The organism is Pseudomonas flavescens (assembly GCF_013408425.1).
GTDB classification, from domain to species: Bacteria; Pseudomonadota; Gammaproteobacteria; order Pseudomonadales; family Pseudomonadaceae; genus Aquipseudomonas; species Aquipseudomonas fulva_A.
This window is the reverse complement of record NZ_JACBYV010000001.1, coordinates 5713217-5736230: the sequence shown is the minus strand read 5'-3', so window position 1 is coordinate 5736230 and position 23014 is coordinate 5713217. Positions and strand designations below refer to the sequence as shown.

17 protein-coding genes are annotated in these 23014 nt (G+C 64.1%); 5 read left to right on the top strand and 12 right to left on the bottom strand.

Going from position 1 to position 23014, the window contains the following annotated elements; translation table 11 throughout:
- Positions 1 to 106: 106 nt before the first annotated feature.
- Positions 107 to 1144: a rod shape-determining protein MreB gene (mreB, locus tag FHR27_RS25550; protein ID WP_042554791.1), complete on the bottom strand. Its 1038-nt coding sequence runs from the start codon at positions 1142 to 1144 to the stop codon at positions 107 to 109.
- 326 nt (positions 1145 to 1470) lie between these two features.
- Here mreB and gatC point away from each other — a divergent pair, with 326 nt between their 5' ends.
- From gatC to FHR27_RS25530, 4 genes are all read left to right on the top strand, one after another.
- Positions 1471 to 1758, top strand: coding sequence for an Asp-tRNA(Asn)/Glu-tRNA(Gln) amidotransferase subunit GatC (gene gatC, locus FHR27_RS25545; RefSeq protein ID WP_042554790.1), 288 nt, complete (start codon positions 1471 to 1473; stop codon positions 1756 to 1758).
- 15 nt (positions 1759 to 1773) lie between these two features.
- Complete coding sequence (gatA, locus tag FHR27_RS25540; protein ID WP_042554789.1) at positions 1774 to 3225, top strand: Asp-tRNA(Asn)/Glu-tRNA(Gln) amidotransferase subunit GatA; 1452 nt, start codon at positions 1774 to 1776, stop codon at positions 3223 to 3225.
- A 14-nt stretch (positions 3226 to 3239) separates the two neighbouring features.
- Positions 3240 to 4688 (top strand): Asp-tRNA(Asn)/Glu-tRNA(Gln) amidotransferase subunit GatB, encoded by a 1449-nt coding sequence (gatB, locus tag FHR27_RS25535; RefSeq protein WP_042554788.1) that lies wholly within the window; start codon positions 3240 to 3242, stop codon positions 4686 to 4688.
- A gap of 66 nt (positions 4689 to 4754) precedes the next feature.
- Positions 4755 to 5126 carry a septal ring lytic transglycosylase RlpA family protein gene (locus FHR27_RS25530; protein ID WP_179539911.1) on the top strand — a complete coding sequence of 124 codons (372 nt, stop codon included), beginning with the start codon at positions 4755 to 4757 and terminating at the stop codon, positions 5124 to 5126.
- A gap of 564 nt (positions 5127 to 5690) precedes the next feature.
- On the opposite strand, the gene FHR27_RS25525 is transcribed toward FHR27_RS25530, so the two are convergent.
- The 11 genes from FHR27_RS25525 to FHR27_RS25475 form a co-directional block, all read right to left on the bottom strand.
- Positions 5691 to 6551: a LysR family transcriptional regulator gene (locus FHR27_RS25525; protein ID WP_042554786.1), complete on the bottom strand. Its 861-nt coding sequence runs from the start codon at positions 6549 to 6551 to the stop codon at positions 5691 to 5693.
- A gap of 89 nt (positions 6552 to 6640) precedes the next feature.
- Positions 6641 to 7774, bottom strand: a complete 1134-nt coding sequence (locus FHR27_RS25520; protein WP_179539910.1) for an HPP family protein — start codon at positions 7772 to 7774, stop codon at positions 6641 to 6643.
- A 336-nt stretch (positions 7775 to 8110) separates the two neighbouring features.
- Positions 8111 to 8905: a YfaP family protein gene (locus tag FHR27_RS25515; protein ID WP_042554784.1), complete on the bottom strand. Its 795-nt coding sequence runs from the start codon at positions 8903 to 8905 to the stop codon at positions 8111 to 8113.
- 4 nt (positions 8906 to 8909) lie between these two features.
- Positions 8910 to 10505: a DUF2300 domain-containing protein gene (locus tag FHR27_RS25510; protein ID WP_179540164.1), complete on the bottom strand. Its 1596-nt coding sequence runs from the start codon at positions 10503 to 10505 to the stop codon at positions 8910 to 8912.
- A 52-nt stretch (positions 10506 to 10557) separates the two neighbouring features.
- On the bottom strand, positions 10558 to 15087 hold the full coding sequence (locus FHR27_RS25505) for an alpha-2-macroglobulin family protein (protein ID WP_218878535.1): 4530 nt from the start codon (positions 15085 to 15087) through the stop codon (positions 10558 to 10560).
- Entirely contained in the window at positions 15084 to 15701 is a 618-nt protein-coding gene (locus FHR27_RS25500) for a DUF1175 domain-containing protein (protein ID WP_042554781.1), read from the bottom strand. Before FHR27_RS25500 ends, FHR27_RS25505 begins: the two co-directional genes overlap by 4 nt.
- A 167-nt stretch (positions 15702 to 15868) precedes the next feature.
- Positions 15869 to 17512, bottom strand: coding sequence for a DUF2138 domain-containing protein (locus FHR27_RS25495; RefSeq protein WP_179539908.1), 1644 nt, complete (start codon positions 17510 to 17512; stop codon positions 15869 to 15871).
- Positions 17513 to 17542: 30 nt separating this feature from the next.
- A complete protein-coding gene (locus FHR27_RS25490; protein WP_218878534.1) occupies positions 17543 to 18289 on the bottom strand; it encodes a YfaP family protein in 747 nt (248 codons plus the stop codon).
- A gap of 609 nt (positions 18290 to 18898) precedes the next feature.
- Positions 18899 to 19840 carry an AEC family transporter gene (locus FHR27_RS25485; RefSeq protein ID WP_042554778.1) on the bottom strand — a complete coding sequence of 314 codons (942 nt, stop codon included), beginning with the start codon at positions 19838 to 19840 and terminating at the stop codon, positions 18899 to 18901.
- Between the two features lie 255 nt (positions 19841 to 20095).
- Positions 20096 to 20656: a response regulator transcription factor gene (locus FHR27_RS25480; protein ID WP_042554777.1), complete on the bottom strand. Its 561-nt coding sequence runs from the start codon at positions 20654 to 20656 to the stop codon at positions 20096 to 20098.
- Positions 20657 to 20671: 15 nt separating this feature from the next.
- Complete coding sequence (locus tag FHR27_RS25475; protein ID WP_042554776.1) at positions 20672 to 21931, bottom strand: ATP-binding protein; 1260 nt, start codon at positions 21929 to 21931, stop codon at positions 20672 to 20674.
- Positions 21932 to 22185: 254 nt separating this feature from the next.
- Here FHR27_RS25475 and FHR27_RS25470 point away from each other — a divergent pair, with 254 nt between their 5' ends.
- Positions 22186 to 22893 (top strand): SIMPL domain-containing protein, encoded by a 708-nt coding sequence (locus FHR27_RS25470; protein WP_179539906.1) that lies wholly within the window; start codon positions 22186 to 22188, stop codon positions 22891 to 22893.
- Positions 22894 to 23014: the final 121 nt, after the last annotated feature.

Genomic DNA, 23014 nt, shown 5'->3' with positions numbered 1-23014 from the left:
GCATGGCAGGATACCGCGCTCCCGGAAACATCGCGCCGAAACATCGACGACTGATTTCCGGGAGCTGCATGCGGCGTCCTGACTGCTGCAGCGAAAGGCGTGCGCCTTATTCGGTGGACAACAGATCCATGGTGTGGCGATCCATCATTTCCAGCGCCTTGCCGCCGCCACGGGCGACGCAGGTCAGCGGGTCTTCGGCGACGATCACCGGCAGGCCGGTTTCCTGGGACAGCAGTTTGTCCAGGTCGCGCAGCAGCGCACCGCCACCGGTCAGCACCAGGCCGCGCTCGGCGATATCCGAAGCCAGCTCTGGAGGCGATTGCTCCAGGGCGCTCTTGACCGCCTGAACGATGGTCGCCAGAGATTCCTGCAGCGCCTCGAGCACCTCATTGGAATTGAGGGTAAAGCTGCGCGGTACGCCCTCGGCCAGGTTGCGACCACGTACGTCGACTTCACGCAGTTCGCCACCCGGGTAGGCGGTACCGATTTCCTGCTTGATGCGCTCGGCGGTGGACTCGCCGATCAGGCTGCCGTAGTTGCGGCGTACGTAGGTGATGATGGCTTCGTCGAAACGGTCGCCACCGACCCGTACAGATTCGGCGTAAACCACACCGTTCAGGGAGATCAGCGCGATCTCGGTGGTACCGCCACCGATATCGACGACCATCGAACCACGGGCTTCTTCGACCGGCAGGCCGGCACCGATGGCAGCGGCCATCGGCTCTTCGATCAGGAACACTTCGCGAGCGCCGGCACCCAGCGCGGATTCACGGATGGCACGGCGCTCGACCTGGGTCGATTTGCACGGCACGCAGATCAGCACGCGCGGCGAAGGCTGCAGGAAGCTGTTCTCGTGAACCTTGTTGATGAAGTACTGAAGCATCTTTTCGCAGACGCTGAAGTCGGCGATCACACCGTCCTTCATCGGACGGATGGCGGCGATATTGCCTGGCGTACGACCCAGCATGCGCTTGGCGTCGGTGCCGACGGCTACAACACTTTTCTGATTGCCATGGGTACGGATGGCGACGACCGACGGCTCGTTCAGGACGATGCCGCGCTCGCGAACATAAATAAGGGTATTGGCAGTGCCCAGGTCAATCGACAGATCGCTGGAAAACATGCCACGCAGTTTTTTGAACATGGGATAGGGACCCTAGGCAACGCGTGGGTAAAGATACAGCGCAAGAAAACACGCAGGTAAAAAAGTGCGGCAAACTCTAACAACGGCAGGGATTTTGAGCAAGGCACCAATATGTTAGATTGCCTGTTTTTCCGCGGCTTTGAGGCATCTTCGACACTGGCGACGACAGCGGCGAAACCCTGTCATGCGCTACCAGGCTCGCCCCAAGCCACATATCGCCGCCTTTGACCGCCGGCCAGACGCATCCGTTCCCTGCCCCCCGTGCATGGCAACCGCTCATATTTTCACTGGCAGCCCTCTGGTGGCTGCCTTTATAGGAGAACCCGATGGCGCTTGAACGCTCCGAGGTGGAAAAGATCGCACACCTGGCCCGACTGGGCCTGAGTGAAGGCGAACTGCCACACACCACCGCAACCCTGAACAACATTCTCGGCCTGATCGACAGCATGCAGGCGGTCGATACCGACGGCATCGAGCCTCTGGCGCATCCGCTGGAGACCACTCAGCGCCTGCGCGCCGACGCCGTTACCGAAGCGAACCAGCGCGACGCCTATCAGGCCATCGCCCCAGCCGTGGAAAGCGGCCTGTACCTGGTTCCCAAAGTCATCGAGTAAGGAAAGCGCCCTGCCATGCATCAAATGACCCTGGCCGAGATCGCTCGCGCACTCGCCGACAAGCAGTTCTCATCCACCGAGCTGACCCAGAGCCTGCTGACGCGTATCGAACAGCTCGATCCGCAGCTCAACAGCTTCATCACCGTGACCGCCGACCTCGCCCTCGAGCAGGCCAAGGCCGCCGATCAGCGCCGCGCCGCTGGTGAAAACAATTCGCTCCTCGGCGCGCCGATCGCCCACAAGGACCTGTTCTGCACCAAGGGCGTGCTGACCAGCTGTGGCTCGAAGATCCTCACCGGCTTCAAGGCCCCCTACGATGCCACCGTGGTCGAGAAGCTCGCCGCCGCAGGGACCGTGAGCCTGGGCAAGCTGAACATGGACGAGTTCGCCATGGGCTCGGCCAACGAATCCAGCCACTACGGCCCGGTCAAGAACCCCTGGGATCTGACCCGCGTACCGGGCGGCTCGTCGGGTGGCTCGGCCGCCGCGGTGGCTGCACGCCTGCTGCCCGCAGCCACCGGCACCGACACCGGCGGCTCGATCCGCCAGCCGGCCGCGCTGACCAACCTGACCGGCATCAAGCCGACCTACGGTCGCGTTTCGCGCTGGGGCATGATCGCCTACGCCTCGAGCCTCGACCAGGGCGGCCCGCTGGCCCGCACCGCCGAAGACTGCGCCCTGCTGCTCGGCGCCATCGCCGGTTTCGACCCGAAGGATTCGACCAGTGTCGATCAGCCGGTGGATGATTACCTGGCCACCCTCGCCCAGCCCCTGAGCGGCCTGCGCATCGGTCTGCCGAAGGAATACTTCGGCGCCGGCCTCGACGCCCGCATCGGCGAGAAGATCCTGGCCGTGGTCGAGGCGCTGAAAAAGCTCGGCGCCACCGTCAAGGACATCAGTCTGCCAAACCTGCAGCACGCCATTGCGGCCTACTACGTGATCGCTCCGGCGGAAGCCAGCTCCAACCTGTCGCGTTTCGACGGCGTGCGCTTCGGCTACCGCTGCGAAAACCCGAAGGACCTGCAAGACCTGTACAAGCGCTCCCGCGAAGAGGGCTTCGGCGCAGAAGTGAAACGCCGCATCATGGTCGGCACCTACGCGCTGTCCGCTGGCTACTACGACGCCTACTACCTCAAGGCGCAGAAGATCCGCCGCCTGATCAAGAACGACTTCGTCGCCGCCTTCAAGGACGTCGACGTGATCCTTGGCCCGACCACGCCGAACCTGGCCTGGAAACTGGGCGAGAAGAACGCGGATCCGGTGTCGGCCTATCTGGAAGACATCTACACCATCACCGCCAACCTCGCCGGGATCCCGGGCCTGTCGATGCCTGCGGGCTTCGTCGACGGTCTGCCGGTCGGCGTGCAGTTGCTCGGCAACTACTTTCAGGAGGGCCGCCTGCTGAACGTCGCACATCAGTACCAGCAGGTCAGCGACTGGCACAAACAAGCACCGAGCGGCTTCTGAGGAAGGATCAAGATATGCAATGGGAAACAGTGATCGGGCTCGAGATCCACGCTCAGCTCAGCACTCAATCGAAGATTTTCTCGGCCAGCGCCACCACCTTCGGCGCCGAGCCCAATACCCAGGCCAGCCTGGTCGACCTCGGCATGCCCGGCACCCTGCCGGTGCTCAACGCCGAAGCCGTGCGCATGGCCTGCCAGTTCGGCCTGGCCATCGACGCCGAGATCGCCGAGCGTAACGTCTTCGCCCGCAAGAACTACTTCTACCCGGACCTGCCGAAGGGCTACCAGACCAGCCAGATGGACCACCCCATCGTCGGCAAGGGCTTCCTCGACATCACCCTGGAAGACGGTACCGTCAAGCGCATCGGCATCACCCGCGCGCACCTGGAAGAAGATGCCGGCAAGAGCCTGCACGAAGACTTCCAGGGCATGAGTGGCATCGACCTAAACCGTGCCGGCACACCGCTGCTGGAAATCGTCTCCGAACCGGACATCCGCTCCGCCAAGGAAGCGGTGGCCTACGTCAAGGCGATCCACGCCCTGGTGCGCTACCTCGGCATCTGCGACGGCAATATGGCCGAAGGTTCGCTGCGCTGCGACTGCAACGTGTCGGTACGCCCGAAAGGCCAGGCCGAGTTCGGCACCCGTCGCGAGATTAAAAACGTCAACTCTTTCAAATTTATTGAGCGCGCGATCAATACCGAGATCGAGTGGCAGATCGACGAAATAGAGTCTGGCAACAAAATCGTGCAGGAAACCGTTCTGTATGACGTAGCAGCCAACAAAACCAAGTCCATGCGCAGCAAGGAAGAAGCCAACGACTACCGTTACTTCCCCTGCCCTGACCTGCTGCCGGTGGTGATCGAGCAGAGCTTCCTCGACGACCTGCGCGGCAAGCTGCCCGAGCTGCCGCCGCAAAAACGCGAGCGCTTCGAAAGCCAATATGCGCTGTCCACTTACGACGCCAGCGTATTGAGCGCGAGCCGTGAGCTGGCCGACTACTTCGAAGCCGTCGAGAAAACCTGTGGCGATGCCAAGCTGGCGGCCAACTGGGTGATGGGCGAGCTGTCCAGCCTGCTCAACAAGGACAACCTGGAGATCGATCAGTCGCCGGTTTCCGCCGAGCAACTGGGCGGCATGATCCTGCGCATCAAGGACAACACCATCAGCGGCAAGATCGCCAAGATGGTCTTCGAAGCCCTGGCCGCTGGTGAAGGCGCAACGGCGGATGAGGTGATCGAGAAGAAAGGCCTCAAGCAGGTCACTGACTCCGGCGCCATCGAAAAGATGCTCGACGAGGTGCTGGCCGCCAATGCCGAGCAGGTCGAACAGTACCGCGCCAGCGACGAAGCCAAGCGCGGCAAAATGTTCGGCTTCTTCGTCGGTCAGGCCATGAAAGCCTCCAAGGGCAAGGCCAACCCGGGGCAAGTGAACGAACTGCTGAAGAAAAAGCTCGAAGGCTGAGCGATTTGAAAACGCCGGGGTTGCCCGGCGTTTTTGTGTCTGCCGTATGGGAAATGGAGAAGAGCAATGCGTCGATTATCGGGTCTGCTGGTGCTGTTCAGCCTGCTCGCCGGCTGTAGCAGCTTTGGAGGCGGTGTACCCGGTGACTACCGCGCTGACGGCAAGGCCTCGTATTACGGCAAGGCGCACCACGGCAACAGGACCGCCAGCGGCGAACGCTTCGACCAGAACGCCATGACCGCCGCCCATCGCACGCTGCCCTTCGGCACCCGGGTCAGGGTCACCAACCTCAACAACGACCGCAGCGTGGTGGTGCGCATCAACGACCGCGGCCCTTTCTCGCGTGGGCGCATCATCGATGTGTCTAGAAAGGCGGCGGAGTCGCTGGACATGATCCGCTCCGGCGTAGTGCCGGTCAGGGTTGAAAGCCTCAAGTGAAAACAGCCGCCACGGGCTCCGCAGGCTCGTCGCCCGCGGCGCGAACGGTTGCGGCCATGCCGTGATTTCCCCCCGGCCTGCGGGGTCGCGGCTACAGGATCGCGTGGGTCCTCAGATCCGTGGGAGCCCCGACCTCGGGGCGAATCGATAGCAGCCATCCTGCAGAAGCGGCGGTATGACCACCATTCGCCGCGGGGTCGCGGCTCCTACGCTAATGCGGCACTTCACGCCGACCGTAGGAGCGTCGCCCCCGGCGCGAAGGCGATTGCGGCCACTCCGCAAGACCGCAGCGCTACCACCATTCGCCGCGAGGTCGCGGCTACTACGCTAATGCGGCATTTCCGCCGACCGTAGGAGCGTCGCCCCCGGCGCGAAGGCGATTGCGCAACACTCCAGCGCTACCACCATTCGCCGCGGGGTCGCGGCTCCTACGCTAATGCGGCATTTCCGCAGACCGTAGGAGCGTCGCCCCCGGCGCGAAAATGATTGCGGCCACGCCGCAAGACCGCAGCGCTACCACCATTCGCCGCGAGGTCGCGGCTTGTACAGATGTGGGAGATTCGCTCAGACCGCCGGGTCCCAGCGCTGTGACCAGTCGGTATCCTGGGCGGCGATCTCGCGCAGCAGGGTGAAGCTCTGCTGCAAAGCCGCCGAGTCGCGCTCGCGGGCGTAGACCAGATAGGTCGGGTAGCTGAACTCCGGCGCCTTGCTAACCCGCTCGAGCACCTTGCTGTCCAGATAGCTCTGCACCACCCGGGTACGGAAGTAGCCGGACCCACCGTGCTCCAGAATGTACTGCAACGCCAACGGGCCGAGATTGAAGGTCACCGGCGCACGTGCCTTGTCCGGCAAGGCACGGTCGTGCTGCGCGCGGAAGCTGTCGCCCCAGTCGATGTAGACGTAGGGCTCGGGGTTCGCCGCCTTCACCAGGATCAGCTTCTCCTCGAGCACCTGCTCGACCTGCATACCGGCCCAGTACGTGGGCTGGTAGACCAATGCCGCATCCAGCACGCCCAGCTCCACCTGCCGTAACAGACTCGCTCCTTCGGCGATCTGCGCACGCACCGCATAACCATCGATGTTCTCGCGAATCGCGCTCACCCAGCGCAGCATCAGCGGGTTGCACAGGCTGACCTCGCCGCCGATGTGGATGACGTTGTGATAACCATCCGGCAGCGGCAGGTCACGCTGCGCCGCTTCCCAGGTCTGTTGAATCTGGTTGGCATAGGTGACGAATGCCTCGCCATCGGCAGTCAGTCGCGCGCCCGCCCGGTTGCGCACGAACAGCGTGCTGCCAAGGTGGCTTTCGAGCTTCTGGATCCGCGCGGTGATCGCCGTCTGGGTGACGTGCATGCGCTCGGCCGCGGCGATGAAGCTGCCGCTGCGGACGATTTCCAGAAAGGTGCGGGTAAGGTCGATATCCATCTTCGCTGAGCCAGCGCGATTGGCGCCGGCGACTCCTCAAGCCTGATCCGATGCGCAGTGTAAGGGGGCAGGTCGAATCATTCGATGCATCAATTCAGATGCCTGAGCAGATCGCGGTGCAGTGCCGCGACCAGATCGGTCTGGGTGATCATCCCGACCAGAGCCCCGTCGTCCAGTACCGGCAGGCAATGCAGGCCTTCGTCGGAGAGCAATGCAATCAGGTCGACGACATGGGCATCGACATCCACCGACTGCACGGGCGATGTCATCAGCTCGCCCAGTACCTGCTTCTTTTGCAGACCGAGCATCGCGCGCAGATTGAAGCGCCTGGAACGCAGAGCGCTGACCAGATCGACCAGGCTGACGATGCCCACCAGTCGCTTGTCACGGTCGAGAATCGGCAAGGCCTTGAGCTGGTGGTGGGTAAGCAGGTAAAGGCCCTTGGCGACAGGGGTTGCGGGGGCGGCATGAACCAGGTCGCGGGACATCATCTGCCCGGCCCGAATATCCCCCATGCTGCGGCGCAGGGCATGCTTCTCGGTGCTGCGCACGATCAGCTCGAGGTCTTCACGGGTGACATCGACGAAGGCGCCAAGCTCGTCCAGGGCGTGATCCAGATCGCCCGCCTTGATGCCGGCACGTTCGCTGGGCAGCGGGTCGCGGGTGCGGTGCAGCGTGGACGCTCCCGGGTGCGGGCGAGGGTAAGGCATGCGTGTCAGGTTGTTGTAGAGCAGCGCGCAGGCCAGCAGACCGAGGCCGGCGGTCATCGCCACCAGCGCCGGCTGCCAGAACGGCTCACCGGGCGCAGGCGTGGCGAACACCATGCAGAAGGCGATGGCACCCGCCGGCGGATGCAGGCAGCGCAGCGGACACATCAGCAGCAGACTCAGGCCCAAGGCCAGCGCGGCACCGACCAGGCTGTGATCGATGAAGTGGGTGATCGTCAGTGCGACCACGCAGGCACACAGGTAGCTGCCGAGGATCGACCAGGGCTGCGCCAGCGCGCCGGAAGAGACTGCGAACAACAGCACGGCCGAGGCCGCCAGTGGCCCGGAAAAATGCACCGTCATGTGCAGGCCGAACAGATGGCTGCACACCCAGGTGCTGAACAGAAAACCCGTCGCGGCACCAAGCGCGGCGCGGCTCCATTCACGAGGTCGGGTGTGCAGGGAATCCGGCAGTAAGGCAGACAGCCACTGGGGAAAATGCGCTGAGGATTTCATCGGGTATCGTCGAAAAGATCGAGCCTCTCACGTGAAAGGCCCGCTGTGTACCGCCATAGGCGGCTGGCAGGAGTATCCGTCCCTGGATGATGGAATCGTCTGTTTGCAACCTTGTCCGCTTCAGCAGAGAAACCGATTCGGACAATGCAACGGAGTGTGACGAACGAAGAAGGCTTCATCAAACGAATAATAATGAAGAGTGGATAAGCTTTTTTTGATATTAAATGCCAGCGTTGACAGGTGATCCTGCCAACCATGCTGAAGCCCGCCATTCGCTTGCTGGCTGCAAGCGGGCTCCTCCAGGAGGCTATCGAGAGAGAACGGGCAGACGGGCGGCTATGGATAGCTGAAGCTTTTCACCAGCGTCAACTCGCCCGGTGTACGCATCGGTACGAGGAAACTCTGCTGTTTTTCGTTGACCGTGCCCTCTTCGCTGATCACGGTGATCTGCCCGGTGGTGAGAATCTGCTGGGCAGTGCTCTCGCCGTCGTCGTAGCTGTAACCGCCGCCGTAGTAATTCACGTACACCAGGTACTGGCCCTTGAGCGGCGTTGGCGTGGCGATCATCTCCGGGCCGTAGCCGGTGGTCACGTCCACATCCAGGGCTGCACCGTTGGCCAGGGAACGGTCGCCGTACCAGACGTGGCCACCATCGGGTGTCACCAAATGCAGGTCGAGGTCGGTGTTGTCGCTGTCCCAGGACAGCACCACCCGCAAGCGCGCCGGGGTTTCGCCGCTGCCGTTGTTGTAGAACTGCACGCGGCGACGCTGCCCGCCATCGGGGCTGCGCACCTCGACGTTGTTGCTGCCCTCCGAGAATACGAAGGGGCGATCGAAGCTGCCGTCTTCGGCGATCTTCAGCGGCATGCTGACACCGTTGACCACCAGGCGACCGGGTGCCTTGCCATCTTTCTCCAACTTGCTGATCGCGCCCTTGATGCGGGCGGTATCGGCCTGATTGGCGGCACTGTTGACGCTTGATGCCGGGTAGTTGACCTGCTGCATGAACTGGGCGCCGTCTGCCCCTCCTTCGCGCCAGCCACTGCGCGGTGTATCGAGGCTCACTTCGGCCAGCGCGCAGAGCGGCAGCAAGGTCAGGCAGAGAACGAAACGGGGATTGATCAGAGCCATGATGTCATTCCAGTAACAGGGTGCGGGCGAGGCCTTCGACATAGGCCTCGTCCTGTCCATTGGGGTGAGCGATGAATGCCAGGTGCAGGTACTCGTGGGTCAGGTCGAGGCGGTCTTGCAACGAGAAGAAGCCGCGCACGAAGATCCGTTGCCGCTCGCGATCCACATAGGGCCGGCCAGACGCCAGCTGGCACACGGTGAACTGCTGGATTTCCTCGTAGCCCGGTTCGCGATCCAGGCGCGGACGCCAGTCGCGGCGCTGCTTGCGCAGCCACTGTTCGGCGGCGGCAAGCGGTTGGCAAGCCGCTACCGGTTTGTCCCAGCGGCTCAGCGTGGCGCGAGGAAAGGCGCGGGCCAGGATGGCGTCATAACGCAGGCCGCTGCCAGCCTGCTCGACGGCCTGCGTCCAGGCCAGGCGATCAGGGCCGGGTTGGGTCGTGTGATAGGTCACAGGGGTGCCGGCCAGCACCAGGTCGGCCGTCCACGCGGCGATATCCCGTGCGCCCTGACTGGCCGGGCGCGGCGCCACCCGCTGACTGGCGCTGCTGTCGTCGATACGCAGACATTCGCCGCGACGCCCGGCGCTCTGCAGCAGGTAGGTACGGGCAGCGATGGCCAGAGCCTTGGCGGCTTCGGCGGGCTGCGCCGATGCTTCGCGATCCAGTACACGGGCGACATAATCTTCGCGATCCAGGTGAGCGGTCAGTTGCAGTCCCTCGTCGGAACGTTCGAGAAACAGCTCACCATGGCTTTCGATGGGCAGGCGATTGCCGTTGGCGAACTCGACCTCGTAACGACCATTCAGCACACCCGGCTCAACGGCCACGTCATTACCCTCACGGCGTATCTGGCGCAGAGGATAGCGGGCGAACAGGCGTACCTCGACGCAGCTGCCGGCCTCGCGCGGCCACCCCGCAGGCAGTACCTGGCCAAGCGACTCGGCATGCCGCTTGAGCACCATGCTGCTGGTGCCCGAGCCGCCGCTCCAGACCGGCGTGCCATCGGCCAGCCAACCGGCGAAACCGCCCTGACGAGCCTGGGGATCGCCATCGGCCAGCCAGCTCCAGGTTTTTACCCGCAGCCGGCTGCCCAGGGCGCTGATGGTCGAGCCGTCGCCGCCCAGCACCACGTCCAGCAGCACCTTGCGGGCATCGGCCTGGGCCGGCAATTGCCCGAGTTGCGTCAGCAATTGCTGAACCGAAACGCGGGTATCCGCTGCCAGGCGCTGGCGCTCGCTGATCCAGCTCGGCGCCTTTCGAGCCTGCCAGTAACGCGACCAGTCATCTTCGGCCAGTTGCAGATTCTGCTGCTCGAAATACAAGCCGCAGGATTTGACCAGCGCCTGATCCCGGTCGATGCGCCCGCCCGGGTTGCAGCAATAGACCTCTTCCTTGTCCTGCCCACGGCACTGATAGCCGTTATCCGGCTGCCTGGTGTCGACCAGATAGGCATAGACGAACAGCTTCCACAGGCTGCCCAGCGGCGCCTGCAGGTTCTCGGATAAGGGTTCGCGGCTGAGCAGCCGCTGCTCGTCCAAGCGCAGCAGCTCGCTGCCATCGGCCCGTTGCCAGGCCAGCGACAGCGGCGCTTCGGCTGCCATTGCCGGCCCTGAGAAAGCGGATAGCAAGGCCAGCGAAGCGAGCAAGCCGTACTTACTCAACGGTTACCTTCTGCAGCGCGGGTTCAGCCTCCAGTGCTTGCTGGCCTGGAGCGTAGAGGCGCACGTAGCGGGCCGGCGGCAGTACGAACTCACCCTTCTGCGAGAAACGCACCAGATGGCGCAACACCAGTTCGCCCTGCAGGCTGTCCACCGGTACGGCGTAGCTCAGCTCGCCCGGCTCGTTGCGCGCCTTCTCCAGCGCCGAGGCTTCATCGCCACCCAGGCCGCTTACCTGAATGCCCCAGGTGGTACGTTCCACATCGGCGCCCGGTGGCAGCGGCACTTCCAGCATGCCGTAGCGCAGGGTCTGCTCGGATTCGCTGCTCAGGGTCACTTCGTCCAGATACAGGTCGGCACTGGAGATCTCGTCCTTGCCGACTTCCTCGGCGCGGAACTCGAACGCCTTGTCGCTCGGCACCAGGCGCAGCAGCCGCCGTTTCAAGGTCACCGGCACATTGCTTGGCGCCGCCTGGGCGCTCTGGTAGTCGAGGCGCACATCGCTTGGCTGATCCAGGTCACCGGCCAACAGCAAAGCCTGGGGCGGCTGAGCGCCGTTCCATTGCCAGTAGGTTTCGCCAGTCGCCCCCTCCACGGCCCGCCAGTCGCCTTCCAGCACCAACGCAGGCTGCGTGCTACGCAGGTCCAGCGACGGCTGCAGCCAGGTCAGCGCCAAAGCGCGCTCCAGGCCTGCCTGGGCAGGCGCCAGCTCGCCGAGCAGGCGCTGGGCCCGCTGGCGATCCGGGCCATCCAGATACAGACCGACGGCATCGACGAAGGGTGACTGGCTCTCGGCGAGACGCCCACGAACAGCCTCCATCTGCGCGAGCAGCTCATCCGATACCGGCACGCCAGCGCGCTGCGCCAGCTTGACGCCCAGCTCGCGGGCAATCGCCAGACCGAGCGCGGAATCCGGTGCCGCCATCACCAGGCTGTCACCCTCGCCGAGCACCGCTTCCTCGCCCTCGCCCGCTGCGGCCAGGTCATAGACCAGCCCTTCGAGCAGGGTTTTCACCGGCAAGCCCATGTCTCGGGAGAACGCGATGATCAGCGCGCGCTGCAGCAATGGCGTGTCCTGAGCGCGTTTGGCATACAGCTCCAGCAGACGCTGCCAGTGCTCGGGCGGCAACGGGATCGCCAACGCACGGCTGGCGTGCCAGTCGGCGAAATAAGCGTAGGCGGTGAGGAAGGCGTCGCCATCGGCATCGCCGCCCCACCAGGTGAAGGTCGCTTCCGGCCCGGCCATCTGCACCAGGCGCAGGCGGCTGTTCTGCATGACCAGACGCAGGCGATCCTTGATCCGCGGCTCGCCTGCCGCCAGGGTCGGGTAGGCCAGGCTCAGCGGCAGCAGACGGCTTGCTGTCTGCTCGACACCGCCATAGGGGTAGGCGAGCAGATCGTCCAGCGCCGCACCGAACAGGCCGACGCCGCTGTCATCCAGGCGCACCTGTACCTGACTGGCATCGGCGGGCAGCTGCAACGCCGTGCTGCCCGGGAAAGCTGACAGGCGCGTGCTGCGCACCTGCTGCCAGCCCGCCGCGACAGTGCGCAGATTCACGGCCAGCGCATCGGCCACCTTGTCGCCCTGGCGCAGCTCGGCACTGAAATCACCCGCGGCGATCACCGAGTCCTCGACGGGCAGGTAGTTGATGCCCTTGGCCAATACCACTTCACGGCGCTGTTGCTGCTCACCATGACGGATCAGCAGTTCCGCTTTGCTGCCCGCTTCGCCCTGATTGAAGGCGAACAGCCCAAGTGCCGGCTTGTCGCCGACCCGGAAGCGGCTCGGGCCGCTCCACTTCAGGTACAGCGGCTTCTCCGAGCGCACGAACTGACGCTTCTGACCAACCTGCCCGTCCGCGCTCACCGCACGGGCGGTGATGCGCCAGCGGGTCAGCGAGTCGGGCATGCGGAAGCTGAAACGTGCCTTGCCGTCCGCATCGGTGACCAGATCCGGCTGCCAGGAAGCGGTGTCGACCTCTTCACGGCGTGGCCGCTCCAGTACCTTGACGCCCCGCTCGCTGCGGTTGGCGCGGCCCGGTGCACTTGGCGTACCCGGCAGGGCCAGGTCATAGCTGATGAACGACAGGCTGGCACTGGTGCGCACGTTGTTGCGCCGTGGGTGATAGAAGAACTGATCGATGCCCGGGGCGATTTCCGGCTGCAAGGCGTAGATCATCTCGTCCACCACGCTGACCGTCAGACGCGTCGGTACCGGCTTGCCTTCGAACAGGGTGCTCAGCTCGACGGTGACCAGGTCGCCCGGCTCCACCACTTCCCTGTCGGCCTTGATGGCGATGTCGATCTGCGGCGTAGCGACCTTGATGCCCGCGTTCTGGAAGCTGTAGTCACCACCGCGGGTGTACAGCGCCGAGAAGGTGATGTTCGGCGAGAAGGTCTTGCCGACCGGAATACGCGCGCGGTACTGGGTGTCGGACAGGCGCTCGAGCTTGAGCCAGTCGCCGCCCTTGGAGAGCAGCGCAGTGGCCTCGACCTTGTCACGTTCCAGGGTCAGCAGCGCATCGCTGACCGGCTCCGGGAACGTGATCAGCGCCAGGGCTTCTTCACCGGCCTGGTACTCGGCCTTGTCGAGCACGATCTCGATGGTGCCGGCGACGGATTTGACGCCCTCGCCACTGACCGAATGGCCGGTGGCGCCGAGAATCAGGCCGCTGCTGTCCTTGAGGGTGACGCTGTAGGTACCGGGGCGTTCGAAGTTCAGCTCGAAGCCCTTGGCATCCGCCGCCAGCTCGCCGTTGCCGGTGCTCTGATCCTCCAGGCGCACCCAGTCGTAACGAGCCGGGCGCCGCTCGCTGTCACCCTCGCTGCGGTAGCTGAAACTGACGGCCTGACCGGCCGAGCTGAAGCGCTGTGGCGCACTCAGGCGGTAGCGCGCGGCACCGCGTTCGATGAGGATTTCCTTGCTGGTCTTGACCCGGTAGGCGGCACCATCGCTGGCGAACACGCTGAGCAGGTAGCGGCTGGGCTTGTCGGCGGCCGGCAGGTCGAGCACGGCGCGGCCCTGGCTATCGGTGCTCACTTCGCTGCTGGCCAGCTCGACCGGGAACTGGCCGAGGTACTGCAGCTCGTTATCGACCATCGACAGCTGCTGGGCACGCAGGCTCAACTGCACCTTGGCGTCCACCACCGGCTTGCCATCCGGGTAGAGAAGCACCAGGGCGCCCTTGACCGGCTCACCGGTGCGCAAGTCCGGCTTGTCCAGATCCAGCGACACTTCGAAGTGCGGTTTGATGTACTCGGCCACCCGGAAGGCGCTGCTGTACAGCTGATCACGGTAGGCGAAGCGCAGCTCGTAACCGCCTGCCACGGCGTTGTCCGGCAGCTGGAAGCGGCCCTGGCCGCCACGGGCGCCGTCGAAATCCAGCGTCTGGGTCTGCAGCACGGTGCCGTTGGCGTCCAGCACGCTGAGACTGATCGGCGCGGTACCGGCCGCCACCGAATCACTGGAGTTCTTGAACTCACGGCCGACGATCTTCACCTCTACCCAGTCGCCGGGGCGGTACAGCGGGCGATCAGTGAAGGCGTAGAGCTTGGTGTCGTAGATTTCGCTGTCGTAGTAGAAGTTTTCGGACACGAACACACCGCCCTGGGCGTCCTCGCCGATCACGTAGGAGCGCTCCGGGCTGGCATGGCCGAGGCGCAGCAAGCCTTGTGCGTCGGTCTTGCCACTGGTCATCACACCCAGGCCATCGCTCCACAGCAGCTTGGCATCCGCCACTGGCGTGCCCTGATGCTTGTCGGCCGTCCACACCAGCAGTTCACCACCGGCGATCTTGCTCACCGCCACGGTGTTGGAAACGAACACCACGGTAGTGGCGCGGTACTTGCCGATGATCGCCTCGGCCAGGTACAGGCCCGGCTCCAGCTTGCCCAGCGGCACGTAGACGTTACCCGGTGCGACACTGACGAAGTTGCTCGACGAGCCGGACAGGTCGACGCCCGCTGGCGGCTCGATGGGCTTGGCTTCCCACAACGGATAGCGGAACTCGGCCACCAGCGGCAGCCCCTTCATCGGCGCGAACTGCACCTGCGGGGTGTACTCGGTGGGCGCGGCGATGGCGCGGCCCATCTTCAGCTCCGGCGCTTCCTCGGTGACCTGCTTGCGCGACTCGTAGGAGAAGGCACGCTGCATCACCCGACGGGATTTGCGGTACCAGTTGTCCCACAGGTAGGACAGGGTATTGGACAGCCCCTCCCCCTTGAACTGGCCCTCGGCAACCACGCGGTGCAGATTCTTCTGGCGCTTGAGAAACTCCAGCGGCTGCTCGATGCGGTACAGGCGCATGTCCACCCCGCCGTAGCCTTCCATGCGATAGCGGCGGTAATCACGGCCTGGCGCCTCGAGGCGTACCGTGGCCACTTCGTCGGCGGCGAAGCTCGAGTCGGCGAGCAGGAAGAACGACTCGCCGGACAGCGGCGTGTAGTTGCTCGCCGGCACCTCGTCCTCCGCCTGAGCAGCCAGAGGCAGCAGGGCCAGCAGCGCGACAGCCAGCAGGCGGTTCATCGCGCGAGGAAATTCAGCCGATAGATGCCGATAAAGTTGGGGTTGGCGTCGTCGGGTATCCATCGGGTGTCCTTCCATGTCATGAGTTGTTGCAGGCTGACGGCACGCATGCCGTTATCCGTGGGAGTGGTGGTGCCGGTGTGGTAAACGATGTCGCGGCCCATCCAGATCATCAGGTGCTGGTCGTCGCCCTGATCGAAGAACATCAGGTCGCCGGGACGGGCCTGGTTCAGATCGCGGCCGACCAACTGGCTGTTGAACTGGATCATCTTGATCGCATTGACGTAGGGGCCCTGCTTGCCGCCGCCCTGCTGCCAGTTCTGCGCCAGACGGCGCTGAGCATCGTCCAGTTCCAACTCCGGCGGCAGGTAGCGATTGGACAGGCCATTGGCGTGCAGCCACTTGGCGTCATGCACCTTGAGCGCTTCGTTGGCAGCGAAGCGAACGAGGCCGACACAGTCCTGCTGGTGCCAGCGCGGGCTCGGTCCCTGGCGCAGCTGTTCCTGGGCGATCCGCACGAACCAGGCACGGAAGATCTGCGACTGCTCGGGGTTCAGGCCGGGCGCTTGCTCGGCGCGCGCGCAAAGGCTCAACGCCATGAACATGGCGAACATTGCGATAGCTGCAACCCGCCCAGAGGCTCGCGAGCTAGAGCCATGCAAGGCAAAAACAGGCGAGGAACGGACTGGGCTCGCACTCGAGTTTACGAGTTTGTAAATGAGCATTCCGAGCCTGTTTTTAACGCAGCAGGGCCGACGCGCAGCAGCCTCTGGGTGGGTTTTCACAGGGAGCGCCATTCCAGTGGTACCCATTTCCAATCGTCATCGGCTTCGGTGTCTTTCGGCAGCGTCAGCGCGAACTGGCCATAACCGCCCATGGCACGCAGCTTGGGCAGCAGATGCGTGTCGGCGGCGTTGCGGAATACCGGCTCGTAGTTGGCCGGCAGGCTGTCCAGGGTTTCCTGTTCGAGCAGGCGCGACAGCCCCTCGGGTGCCAGATAGCCGGGTACCAGGCCATCGGTGGGCAGCACCTCGGCAAGCGGCGGGAAGCGTTTGCCGAGCGTATCGAGCGCCTTGTCCACCAACCGGTCATCCAGGGAGAACAGCAACGTCTGCCCCTGACGCGCCAGGCTCACGCGGAAGAACCCCTGGGAAACCAGCGCATCGGGCATGGCACTCTGCTCGGCCGGGTACTGGCCGAAATTGGAGCCCACCTCGCGGCGCCAGGTATGGCCGTCGGCAGTGCTCTGGCTTTCGACCGGGAAGCGACCGTTCTCGGCATTGGGTTCGAACGCGCCGACCATGCCGTCGAACAGACCACCGATGGCCTGATCGAGCTCGGGTGTGACGGCCTCGTCGAGGTGGGTGACCAGCAACGGCGAATGCAGTCGCGAGTCGGCGTACCAGCATAGACCGGCGGTGCTGCCCAGGCGTTTTTCGAGATCTTCGCTGACCGCCTTGCTGGCACCGACACGGGTCAGCAGCCGCTCGGCGCTACCTGGCGCCACGGGGACCGCCACACAGGCACTGGCGCCCATCGGCATGGCTTTCCAGATCGGCGTGAAATCCAGCCGCGGCTGGTCATCGACTTCGTTCAGGGCCAGGAAGCTGCTCCAGCCGCCCTCGCCTTTTTCGAAACGCAGACCGGCGAAGGCCGGAAAGAAGCGCTGGTAGCCGAGGGCGACATACTCGCCACTCAGGGAAATGCGCTGCTGCTCCTGCTCACGGGCCTTGAGGCCGAAGCGCTTGGGAAACGGGTTGTCGCCGTCGAGCAGGGACTCCACCGACTCCACGGCTTCGCGGCCGAGCTTGTCGTCCTCGCCAAGCAGCATGCCAGGTGAAGACAGCACCAACAGCTTGTCGCCATGGCTGGCCAGCAGCAGCGCACGGTCGCCCAGGTAGTTGAGACGATACAGCGGCACGCTGCTGCCATCGACGCGCAGCTCGCCAACCTGCTTCAGCTGGCTATCGTCCAGCGCGATATGGGCCAGCGGCTCCAGCACCTTGGCCAGACCGCCGCGCTGCATCACCATCAGGAAATGCTTGAGCTTGCCATCGGCGCCCTTCCACAGAGCGACGTCGGCGGGCTGGTCGAGCAGCTCGTCGAGCAGGTTGTCACGCAGCTTCAGGTCGCGTTCGTAGATGATCCGCCGCAGGCTTCCAACCAGCCCGAGGCGGTCGGCGTTGTGCTCGTAGTAGAAGACGAAGTCTTCGGTGAGGGTGTCGCGCAGCAGCGGCACCGCCAGCAGGTCCTTGGGCAGACGGCTGAGCGAGGCACTCTCGATCAGCGCATCGGGGTGCTGCAGATTCAGGCCCAGGGCACTGCGTTCACCCAGCTCGCGGGAATCCTGACCGCAGGCGGCAAGCAGTACAGCCAGCGCCAGTGTGGAGACGCGCTGCAAGTGGGCGGTGATCATCCGGTTCATAAAAAGTCCCAGTTCATCCGAGCATCGGGTTCAATAATTGAAAGATTTCACGAAAAGCAGCTCGCCAATGGCACGCAGCGGCACCAGGAACGTCTCGCGCTTTTCGTTGACGGTGTTCTCGTTGAAGATCAGGTTGATCTGCGCAGTGATGATCTCGTTCTGGTTGCTACCAGCCTCGAAGTTGTAACCACCGCTGCCCAGGTTGCCCCAATAGTTCACGTAGATCAGATAGGTGCCCTGCAGCGGCGCGGTCATGGTGAACATTTCCGGGCCGGGGCCATCGACGCTGTCCACGTCCAGGCCGCCACCGTTGGTCAGCACCGGGTGGCTCCAGAAGGCGTGCTGGCCATCCGGGGTAACCACGTGCAGGTCGAGCTCGGCCTTGGGATCGTCCCAACCCAGCACCATGCGGATGCGCGCCGGGGTGCGCAGGTTGTTGGCTTCATAGAATTGAATGCGTTTGAGCGACTGCCCCTCACCTGCCACCAGCTCGACGCTGTTGGAGCCCGCGCCAAAGGCATAGGGCCGGGCGAAGCGGCCCTGCTCGTCGGTGTACAGCGGCAGCGGGCTGCCGTTGACCACGAGCCGATGGGGCGCACGCAGATGACCGATATTGTGCAGGGTGCCCTCGATCAGACTGCGCCCGCGCTGGGCGCCACGGTCGAAGGGCGGCGTGGGGTAAGCCACGCGTGCTTCGTCGGCACCGTCATTGAGACCGTGATAACGCCAGCCACCGCTGGGGCCTTGCAGGGATACGGAGGGGTCGGCCAGGGTCATGGAAGGCGTCAGAACAACGCACAGGAGCAGCACGCGACGCACTGCCCAGGCCTGGGCCCAGGCGAGTCGAAACGACCCTCGTCGTGAAGATGGACGAACCACTGCACTGCACTCCTTGTGCTGGCTCAGGCTCTACAGCCCGGCATCCGCACTTCACATCGTAGGCTCATAGTAGGCGACACCGTGACCTCATGAGCGACAAGGCGGCCGTCACATGAAGTTACACGCTAGCCAAGGATGCTAACCAGTTACCCCGCAACTAACAATCGTGGAGCGTGCGAATCGGCACTGGATCACAGTGGCGGAATCGATGACGGGTAGTCGTGGGTTGGCGATGCGAACAGGTGGTGCGCTGAATCCGCCCTTGCTCTCGTGAACGGGTGGGCGAAGCGGACCACGCAGGTGAGATCCACGCCACCCGGCCAACTCGCAGGCTCCATTTGAACACGCCATTGGTGGGCTGAAGCCCACCCGACAACCAGCCCCGCAGGATGAGCGTCAGTTATTGCCCACCCCACGGCCTGAAATCGGGGATGCCTGTTGATGCCGAATGAGCGCTTGCGAGGCAATGGGCAAGGCGGTAGCTACACGGGGGGCGCTATCGATGCGCTAGATCCATCCTGCCCACTGCAACAGCAACAGCCCGACGTTGGTGGTGACCACCGCCGCCAGGGTGGTGATGACGATGATCGCGGCCGCCAGTTGGTAGTTGCCGTTGACCGCCCGGGCCATGACGAAGCTGGCGGCAGCCGTGGGGCTGGCGAAGTACAGGAAAAGGATCGCCAGGTCGGCGCCACGGAAGCCGAATGCCCAGGCTCCCAGCGTCGACAAAAGCGGCAGCCAGACCATCTTCATCATGCTCGACCCGATCGCCACGCCACTGCTTTCACGCAGCGAGGTCAGCGACAGCGTGCCGCCGATGCAGATCAGCGCCAGCGGCAGGGTCATCTGTGCGAAGTATTCGCCGGACACCAGCATCCAGTGCGGCAGCGGGATCTGCCAGTAGGCGAACGGGATGGCCGCGAGTACGCCGATGATCAGCGGGTTGGTGAAGATGCTCTTGCACAGTGTCCAGGGGTCGGCCTTCATGTTCGGGCTGTAGATCGCCAGGACGATGGCCGACAGCACGTTGTAGCAGAGGATCACCACGCCACCGAGCACCGCGCCCACCGACAGGCCATAGTCGCCATACATGCTGGTGGCCAGTGCCAGGCCGACGATGCCGTTGTTACCGCGGAACGCGCCCTGGGTGTAGATACCGCGATCGGCCATCGGGCAACGCCAGATGGCCCAGCCCCAGGCGACGACGAAGGCGACCAGGGTGGCGAACACGAAGTAGCCGATCAGTGCAGGCTGCAGCGCCGCGTTGAGGTCCGCACCGATGATGCTGAGAAACAGCAGGGTCGGCATGGTGCCGCGGAACACCAGAGAGGACGCGGTATCGATGAAGGCATCGTCGATCCAGCGCAGGCGCTTGAGCAGCACGCCGAGAAACAGCATGGAGAAGACCGGGGCAGTGATGCCTAAGGTTTGCTGAAGCACGGCGAGCATGGGCGTCCAGGAAGCAGGAAGGTGGCACGGCAACGTGCCTGAAAACCCAGGCACGTTGATAGCGTGCTAATGATAGTCGTAAAGGCAGCGGCAAGCTTCAAGCTTTGAAAGGCAAGAAACGGCCCGTTGTTGTCAGGGCATTCGGACGCTGCCCCGACCGAGCACCACCGTCGCTCAGCCCAAGGGCTGGACGTCAGCGGGACACTGCTCAGCCAGCGAACGTCTCTTACTCGCAGCGCGTGGCTCGAGGCCGCGTTATCGGCGAACCGGGCGCTTCTGCAGTTTGCGCTGCAGGGTACGGCGATGCATGCCAAGGGCGCGGGCAGTGGCCGAGATGTTGCCTTCGTGCTCGGCCAGCACGCGCTGGATGTGCTCCCACTGCAGGCGGTCCACCGACATGGGGTTCTCCGGCACCAGGGTGTCGAGGTCGGCATGCTGGGTCAGCAGTGCAGCGAGCACGTCGTCGGCATCCGCCGGCTTGCACAGGTAGTTGCAGGCGCCGCGCTTGATGGCTTCCACCGCGGTGGCGATGCTCGAATAGCCGGTGAGGATCACCACGCGCATTTCGGCATCCAGCTCCAGCAGCTTGGGCAGCAGCACCAGACCGGAGTCGCCTTCCATCTTCAGGTCGAGCACGGCGTAATCCGGCAAGTCCTGGGTGGCGAGCGCCAGGCCTTCTTCGGCGGATGCAGCGGTCGATACACGCAGGCCGCGGCTGCTCATGGCACGCGCCATCACCCGGGTGAAGGTGGGGTCGTCATCGACCAGCAACAGATGGGGTTGTTCTTCGCTTTCCAGCAGCGCTTCGTCACTCATACATCACTCCTTAACTCAGGCCCGAACGTAAGCCCTTGGCAGCTTGAGCTCGGTGAGCGTGCCGCCTTCTTCATGGTTATACAGCTTCACCGTGCCGCCGGCGCGGGTCACGCTGGCCTGACTGAGGAACAGCCCGAGGCCGAACCCCTTGCCCTTGCCTTTGGTGGTGAAGAACGGCCGCCCCAGTTGCTCGGCAATGGCCAAGGGTACACCGGCACCGTAGTCCCGTATGCTCAGACGCACCCACTGGTGATCCCAGTCCAGGCAGATTTCCAGATTCTCCGGGCACGCATCGGCAGCATTGTTGAGCAGGTTGAGCAGCGCCTGGGTCAGGTCCGCAGGCGGCATCAATTGCGGCGGCTTGCCGACCCCCAGGCACTCGTAACGATAGCTGGCTTCGGGGCGCATCAGGTGCCAGCGATTCAGGGTGGTTTCCAACCAGGCCACCGAGGACATCTCCACCACTGCCTGACGGCGATCCGCTTCGGCGGCGCGCACCAGTTGCTGGAGGGTTTCCTTGCACAACTTGACCTGTTCCTGAAGCAGCGCCAGGTCTTCCTGCAGCAGCGGGTTCTGGTGCTCGCGACGCAGTTCCTTGATCAGCACGCTCATGGTCGCCAGGGGCGTACCCAGCTCGTGGGCGGCACCGGCAGCCTGGGTGGCCACGGCCAGCAGTTGCTGATCACGCATGCCCTCCTCGCGGCGTTCGGCCCGCAATTTTTCCTGCTGCCGCAGTTCTTCGGCCATCTTGGCGACGAAGAAGGTGATCAACCCCGCCGCCAGGGCGAAGCTCAGCCACATGCCATAGACCAGCAGACTTTCCCGCGGTCCGACCGGCAGTTGCAGCGGGTGCGACCACATCAGCAGCAAGGTGTAGGAGGCCAGCGCCATACCGCCGAGGATCATGGTGAACAGCCACGGCAGTGTCGCGGCGGCGATGGTCAGCGGCACCAGGTAATAGGAAACGAAGGGGTTGGCCGAGCCACCCGAGTAATACAGCAGCACACTGTGGATGATCAGGTCGAAGCCCAGATGGATACCGTACTCGGCCTCGGTCACCGGCCAGGGCCCACGCAAGCGAATGGCCGTAAGCAGGCACAGCACCAGAGAGGCGCCCAGGGTGATGCTCAACTGCATCCACGGCAGCGGCAGCAGCTCGGACTTGTAGGCCAGGCCGACCGAACCGGCCTGTGCCGCCAGCACCAGAAAGCGAATCAGGGTCAGCCGCCACAGGTTCTGGCGGCTGGCGGAGAGCAGTTGTACGGGGGCGAGCATCAAATTTCCTCAAGGCTCATCGCGAGCCTGGCGAGTATAACCAAGCCCGCCAACGGCCTGATGCGGCAACGCGCCGCAGTCGTACGATGATTGCCGGCCCAGGTAGAGGATTAAAGAAGTCACCTGCCAGAAATCGAGGTCAGAGAGGGGGCGGATATTTTTTTCGACCGGGCTTAACCCGAATCCCCACGTCGCCTCGTCTACCCTCATGAACACGGCCGATGGGCCGTACACGTCACCGATAAGGAACCGCCATGCAGCCACTGTCCCGTCTCGCCACCGCTCTGGCCCTCACCACCGCTGGTCTGTTCAGCGTCACTGCCCAGGCCGACGAGCCACGCTACAACCAGATCTCGCTGAGCACCCAGGTCAGCCATGAAGTGGCCCATGACCTGATGCAGGTCACCCTGTACACCGAAGCCCAGCAGAAGGATCCAGCCGCTCTCGCCGCAGAGATCACCCGCACCCTCAATGCCGGTCTGACCCAGGCCCGTGGCGTGAACGGCGTGACCGTCTCCCAGGGCAGCCGCAACAGCTACCCGGTCTACAGCGAGAAAGGTGAGGAAATCAGCGCCTGGCGCGAGCGTGCCGAGATCCGTCTGGAAAGCGCCGATTTCGCCGCCCTCTCGAAACTCACGGGCGACATGCTCAAGACCCTGAAGATGGGCGGCATGAGCTTCAGCATCGCCGATGCCACGCGCAAGAAAGAGGAAGACGCACTGATCAAGGACGCCGTGGCGGCCTTCAAGGAGCGCGCGCAGTTGACCACCGAAGCCCTGGGCGGCAAGAGCTACAAGCTGGTCAGCCTGGGCCTCAACAGTGGCGGCTTCGTGCGCCCGCCGATGCGCATGGAAGCCATGAAGGCTTCCGCGTTCTCCAGCGACAGCGTGACGCCTGAAGTCGAAGCGGGCACCAGCCAGGTGACCCTCAGCGCTGACGGCGTGATCGAAGTACAGATGTAATCGAACGCCCATCCCCGCGCCGGGCCCGCTCGGCGCACCCGATCTCGAGGTTGCGACCGCTGTCGCAACCTCATTGCCACATCCCGCCTGGTTTTCGGCACATCCCGTGCATAGCGTAAAA

Bases quoted from the DNA above. Each gene is read 5' to 3' on its own strand.
- mreB (WP_042554791.1), bottom strand. From the start codon at position 1,144: ATGTTCAAAAAACTGCGTGGCATGTTTTCCAGCGATCTGTCGATTGAC.
- gatC (WP_042554790.1), top strand. From the start codon at position 1,471: ATGGCGCTTGAACGCTCCGAGGTGGAAAAGATCGCACACCTGGCCCGA.
- gatA (WP_042554789.1), top strand. From the start codon at position 1,774: ATGCATCAAATGACCCTGGCCGAGATCGCTCGCGCACTCGCCGACAAG.
- gatB (WP_042554788.1), top strand. From the start codon at position 3,240: ATGCAATGGGAAACAGTGATCGGGCTCGAGATCCACGCTCAGCTCAGC.
- FHR27_RS25530 (WP_179539911.1), top strand. From the start codon at position 4,755: ATGCGTCGATTATCGGGTCTGCTGGTGCTGTTCAGCCTGCTCGCCGGC.
- FHR27_RS25525 (WP_042554786.1), bottom strand. From the start codon at position 6,551: ATGGATATCGACCTTACCCGCACCTTTCTGGAAATCGTCCGCAGCGGC.
- FHR27_RS25520 (WP_179539910.1), bottom strand. From the start codon at position 7,774: ATGAAATCCTCAGCGCATTTTCCCCAGTGGCTGTCTGCCTTACTGCCG.
- FHR27_RS25515 (WP_042554784.1), bottom strand. From the start codon at position 8,905: ATGGCTCTGATCAATCCCCGTTTCGTTCTCTGCCTGACCTTGCTGCCG.
- FHR27_RS25510 (WP_179540164.1), bottom strand. From the start codon at position 10,505: ATGGCAGCCGAAGCGCCGCTGTCGCTGGCCTGGCAACGGGCCGATGGC.
- FHR27_RS25505 (WP_218878535.1), bottom strand. From the start codon at position 15,087: ATGAACCGCCTGCTGGCTGTCGCGCTGCTGGCCCTGCTGCCTCTGGCT.
- FHR27_RS25500 (WP_042554781.1), bottom strand. From the start codon at position 15,701: ATGTTCGCCATGTTCATGGCGTTGAGCCTTTGCGCGCGCGCCGAGCAA.
- FHR27_RS25495 (WP_179539908.1), bottom strand. From the start codon at position 17,512: ATGAACCGGATGATCACCGCCCACTTGCAGCGCGTCTCCACACTGGCG.
- FHR27_RS25490 (WP_218878534.1), bottom strand. From the start codon at position 18,289: ATGACCCTGGCCGACCCCTCCGTATCCCTGCAAGGCCCCAGCGGTGGC.
- FHR27_RS25485 (WP_042554778.1), bottom strand. From the start codon at position 19,840: ATGCTCGCCGTGCTTCAGCAAACCTTAGGCATCACTGCCCCGGTCTTC.
- FHR27_RS25480 (WP_042554777.1), bottom strand. From the start codon at position 20,656: ATGAGTGACGAAGCGCTGCTGGAAAGCGAAGAACAACCCCATCTGTTG.
- FHR27_RS25475 (WP_042554776.1), bottom strand. From the start codon at position 21,931: ATGCTCGCCCCCGTACAACTGCTCTCCGCCAGCCGCCAGAACCTGTGG.
- FHR27_RS25470 (WP_179539906.1), top strand. From the start codon at position 22,186: ATGCAGCCACTGTCCCGTCTCGCCACCGCTCTGGCCCTCACCACCGCT.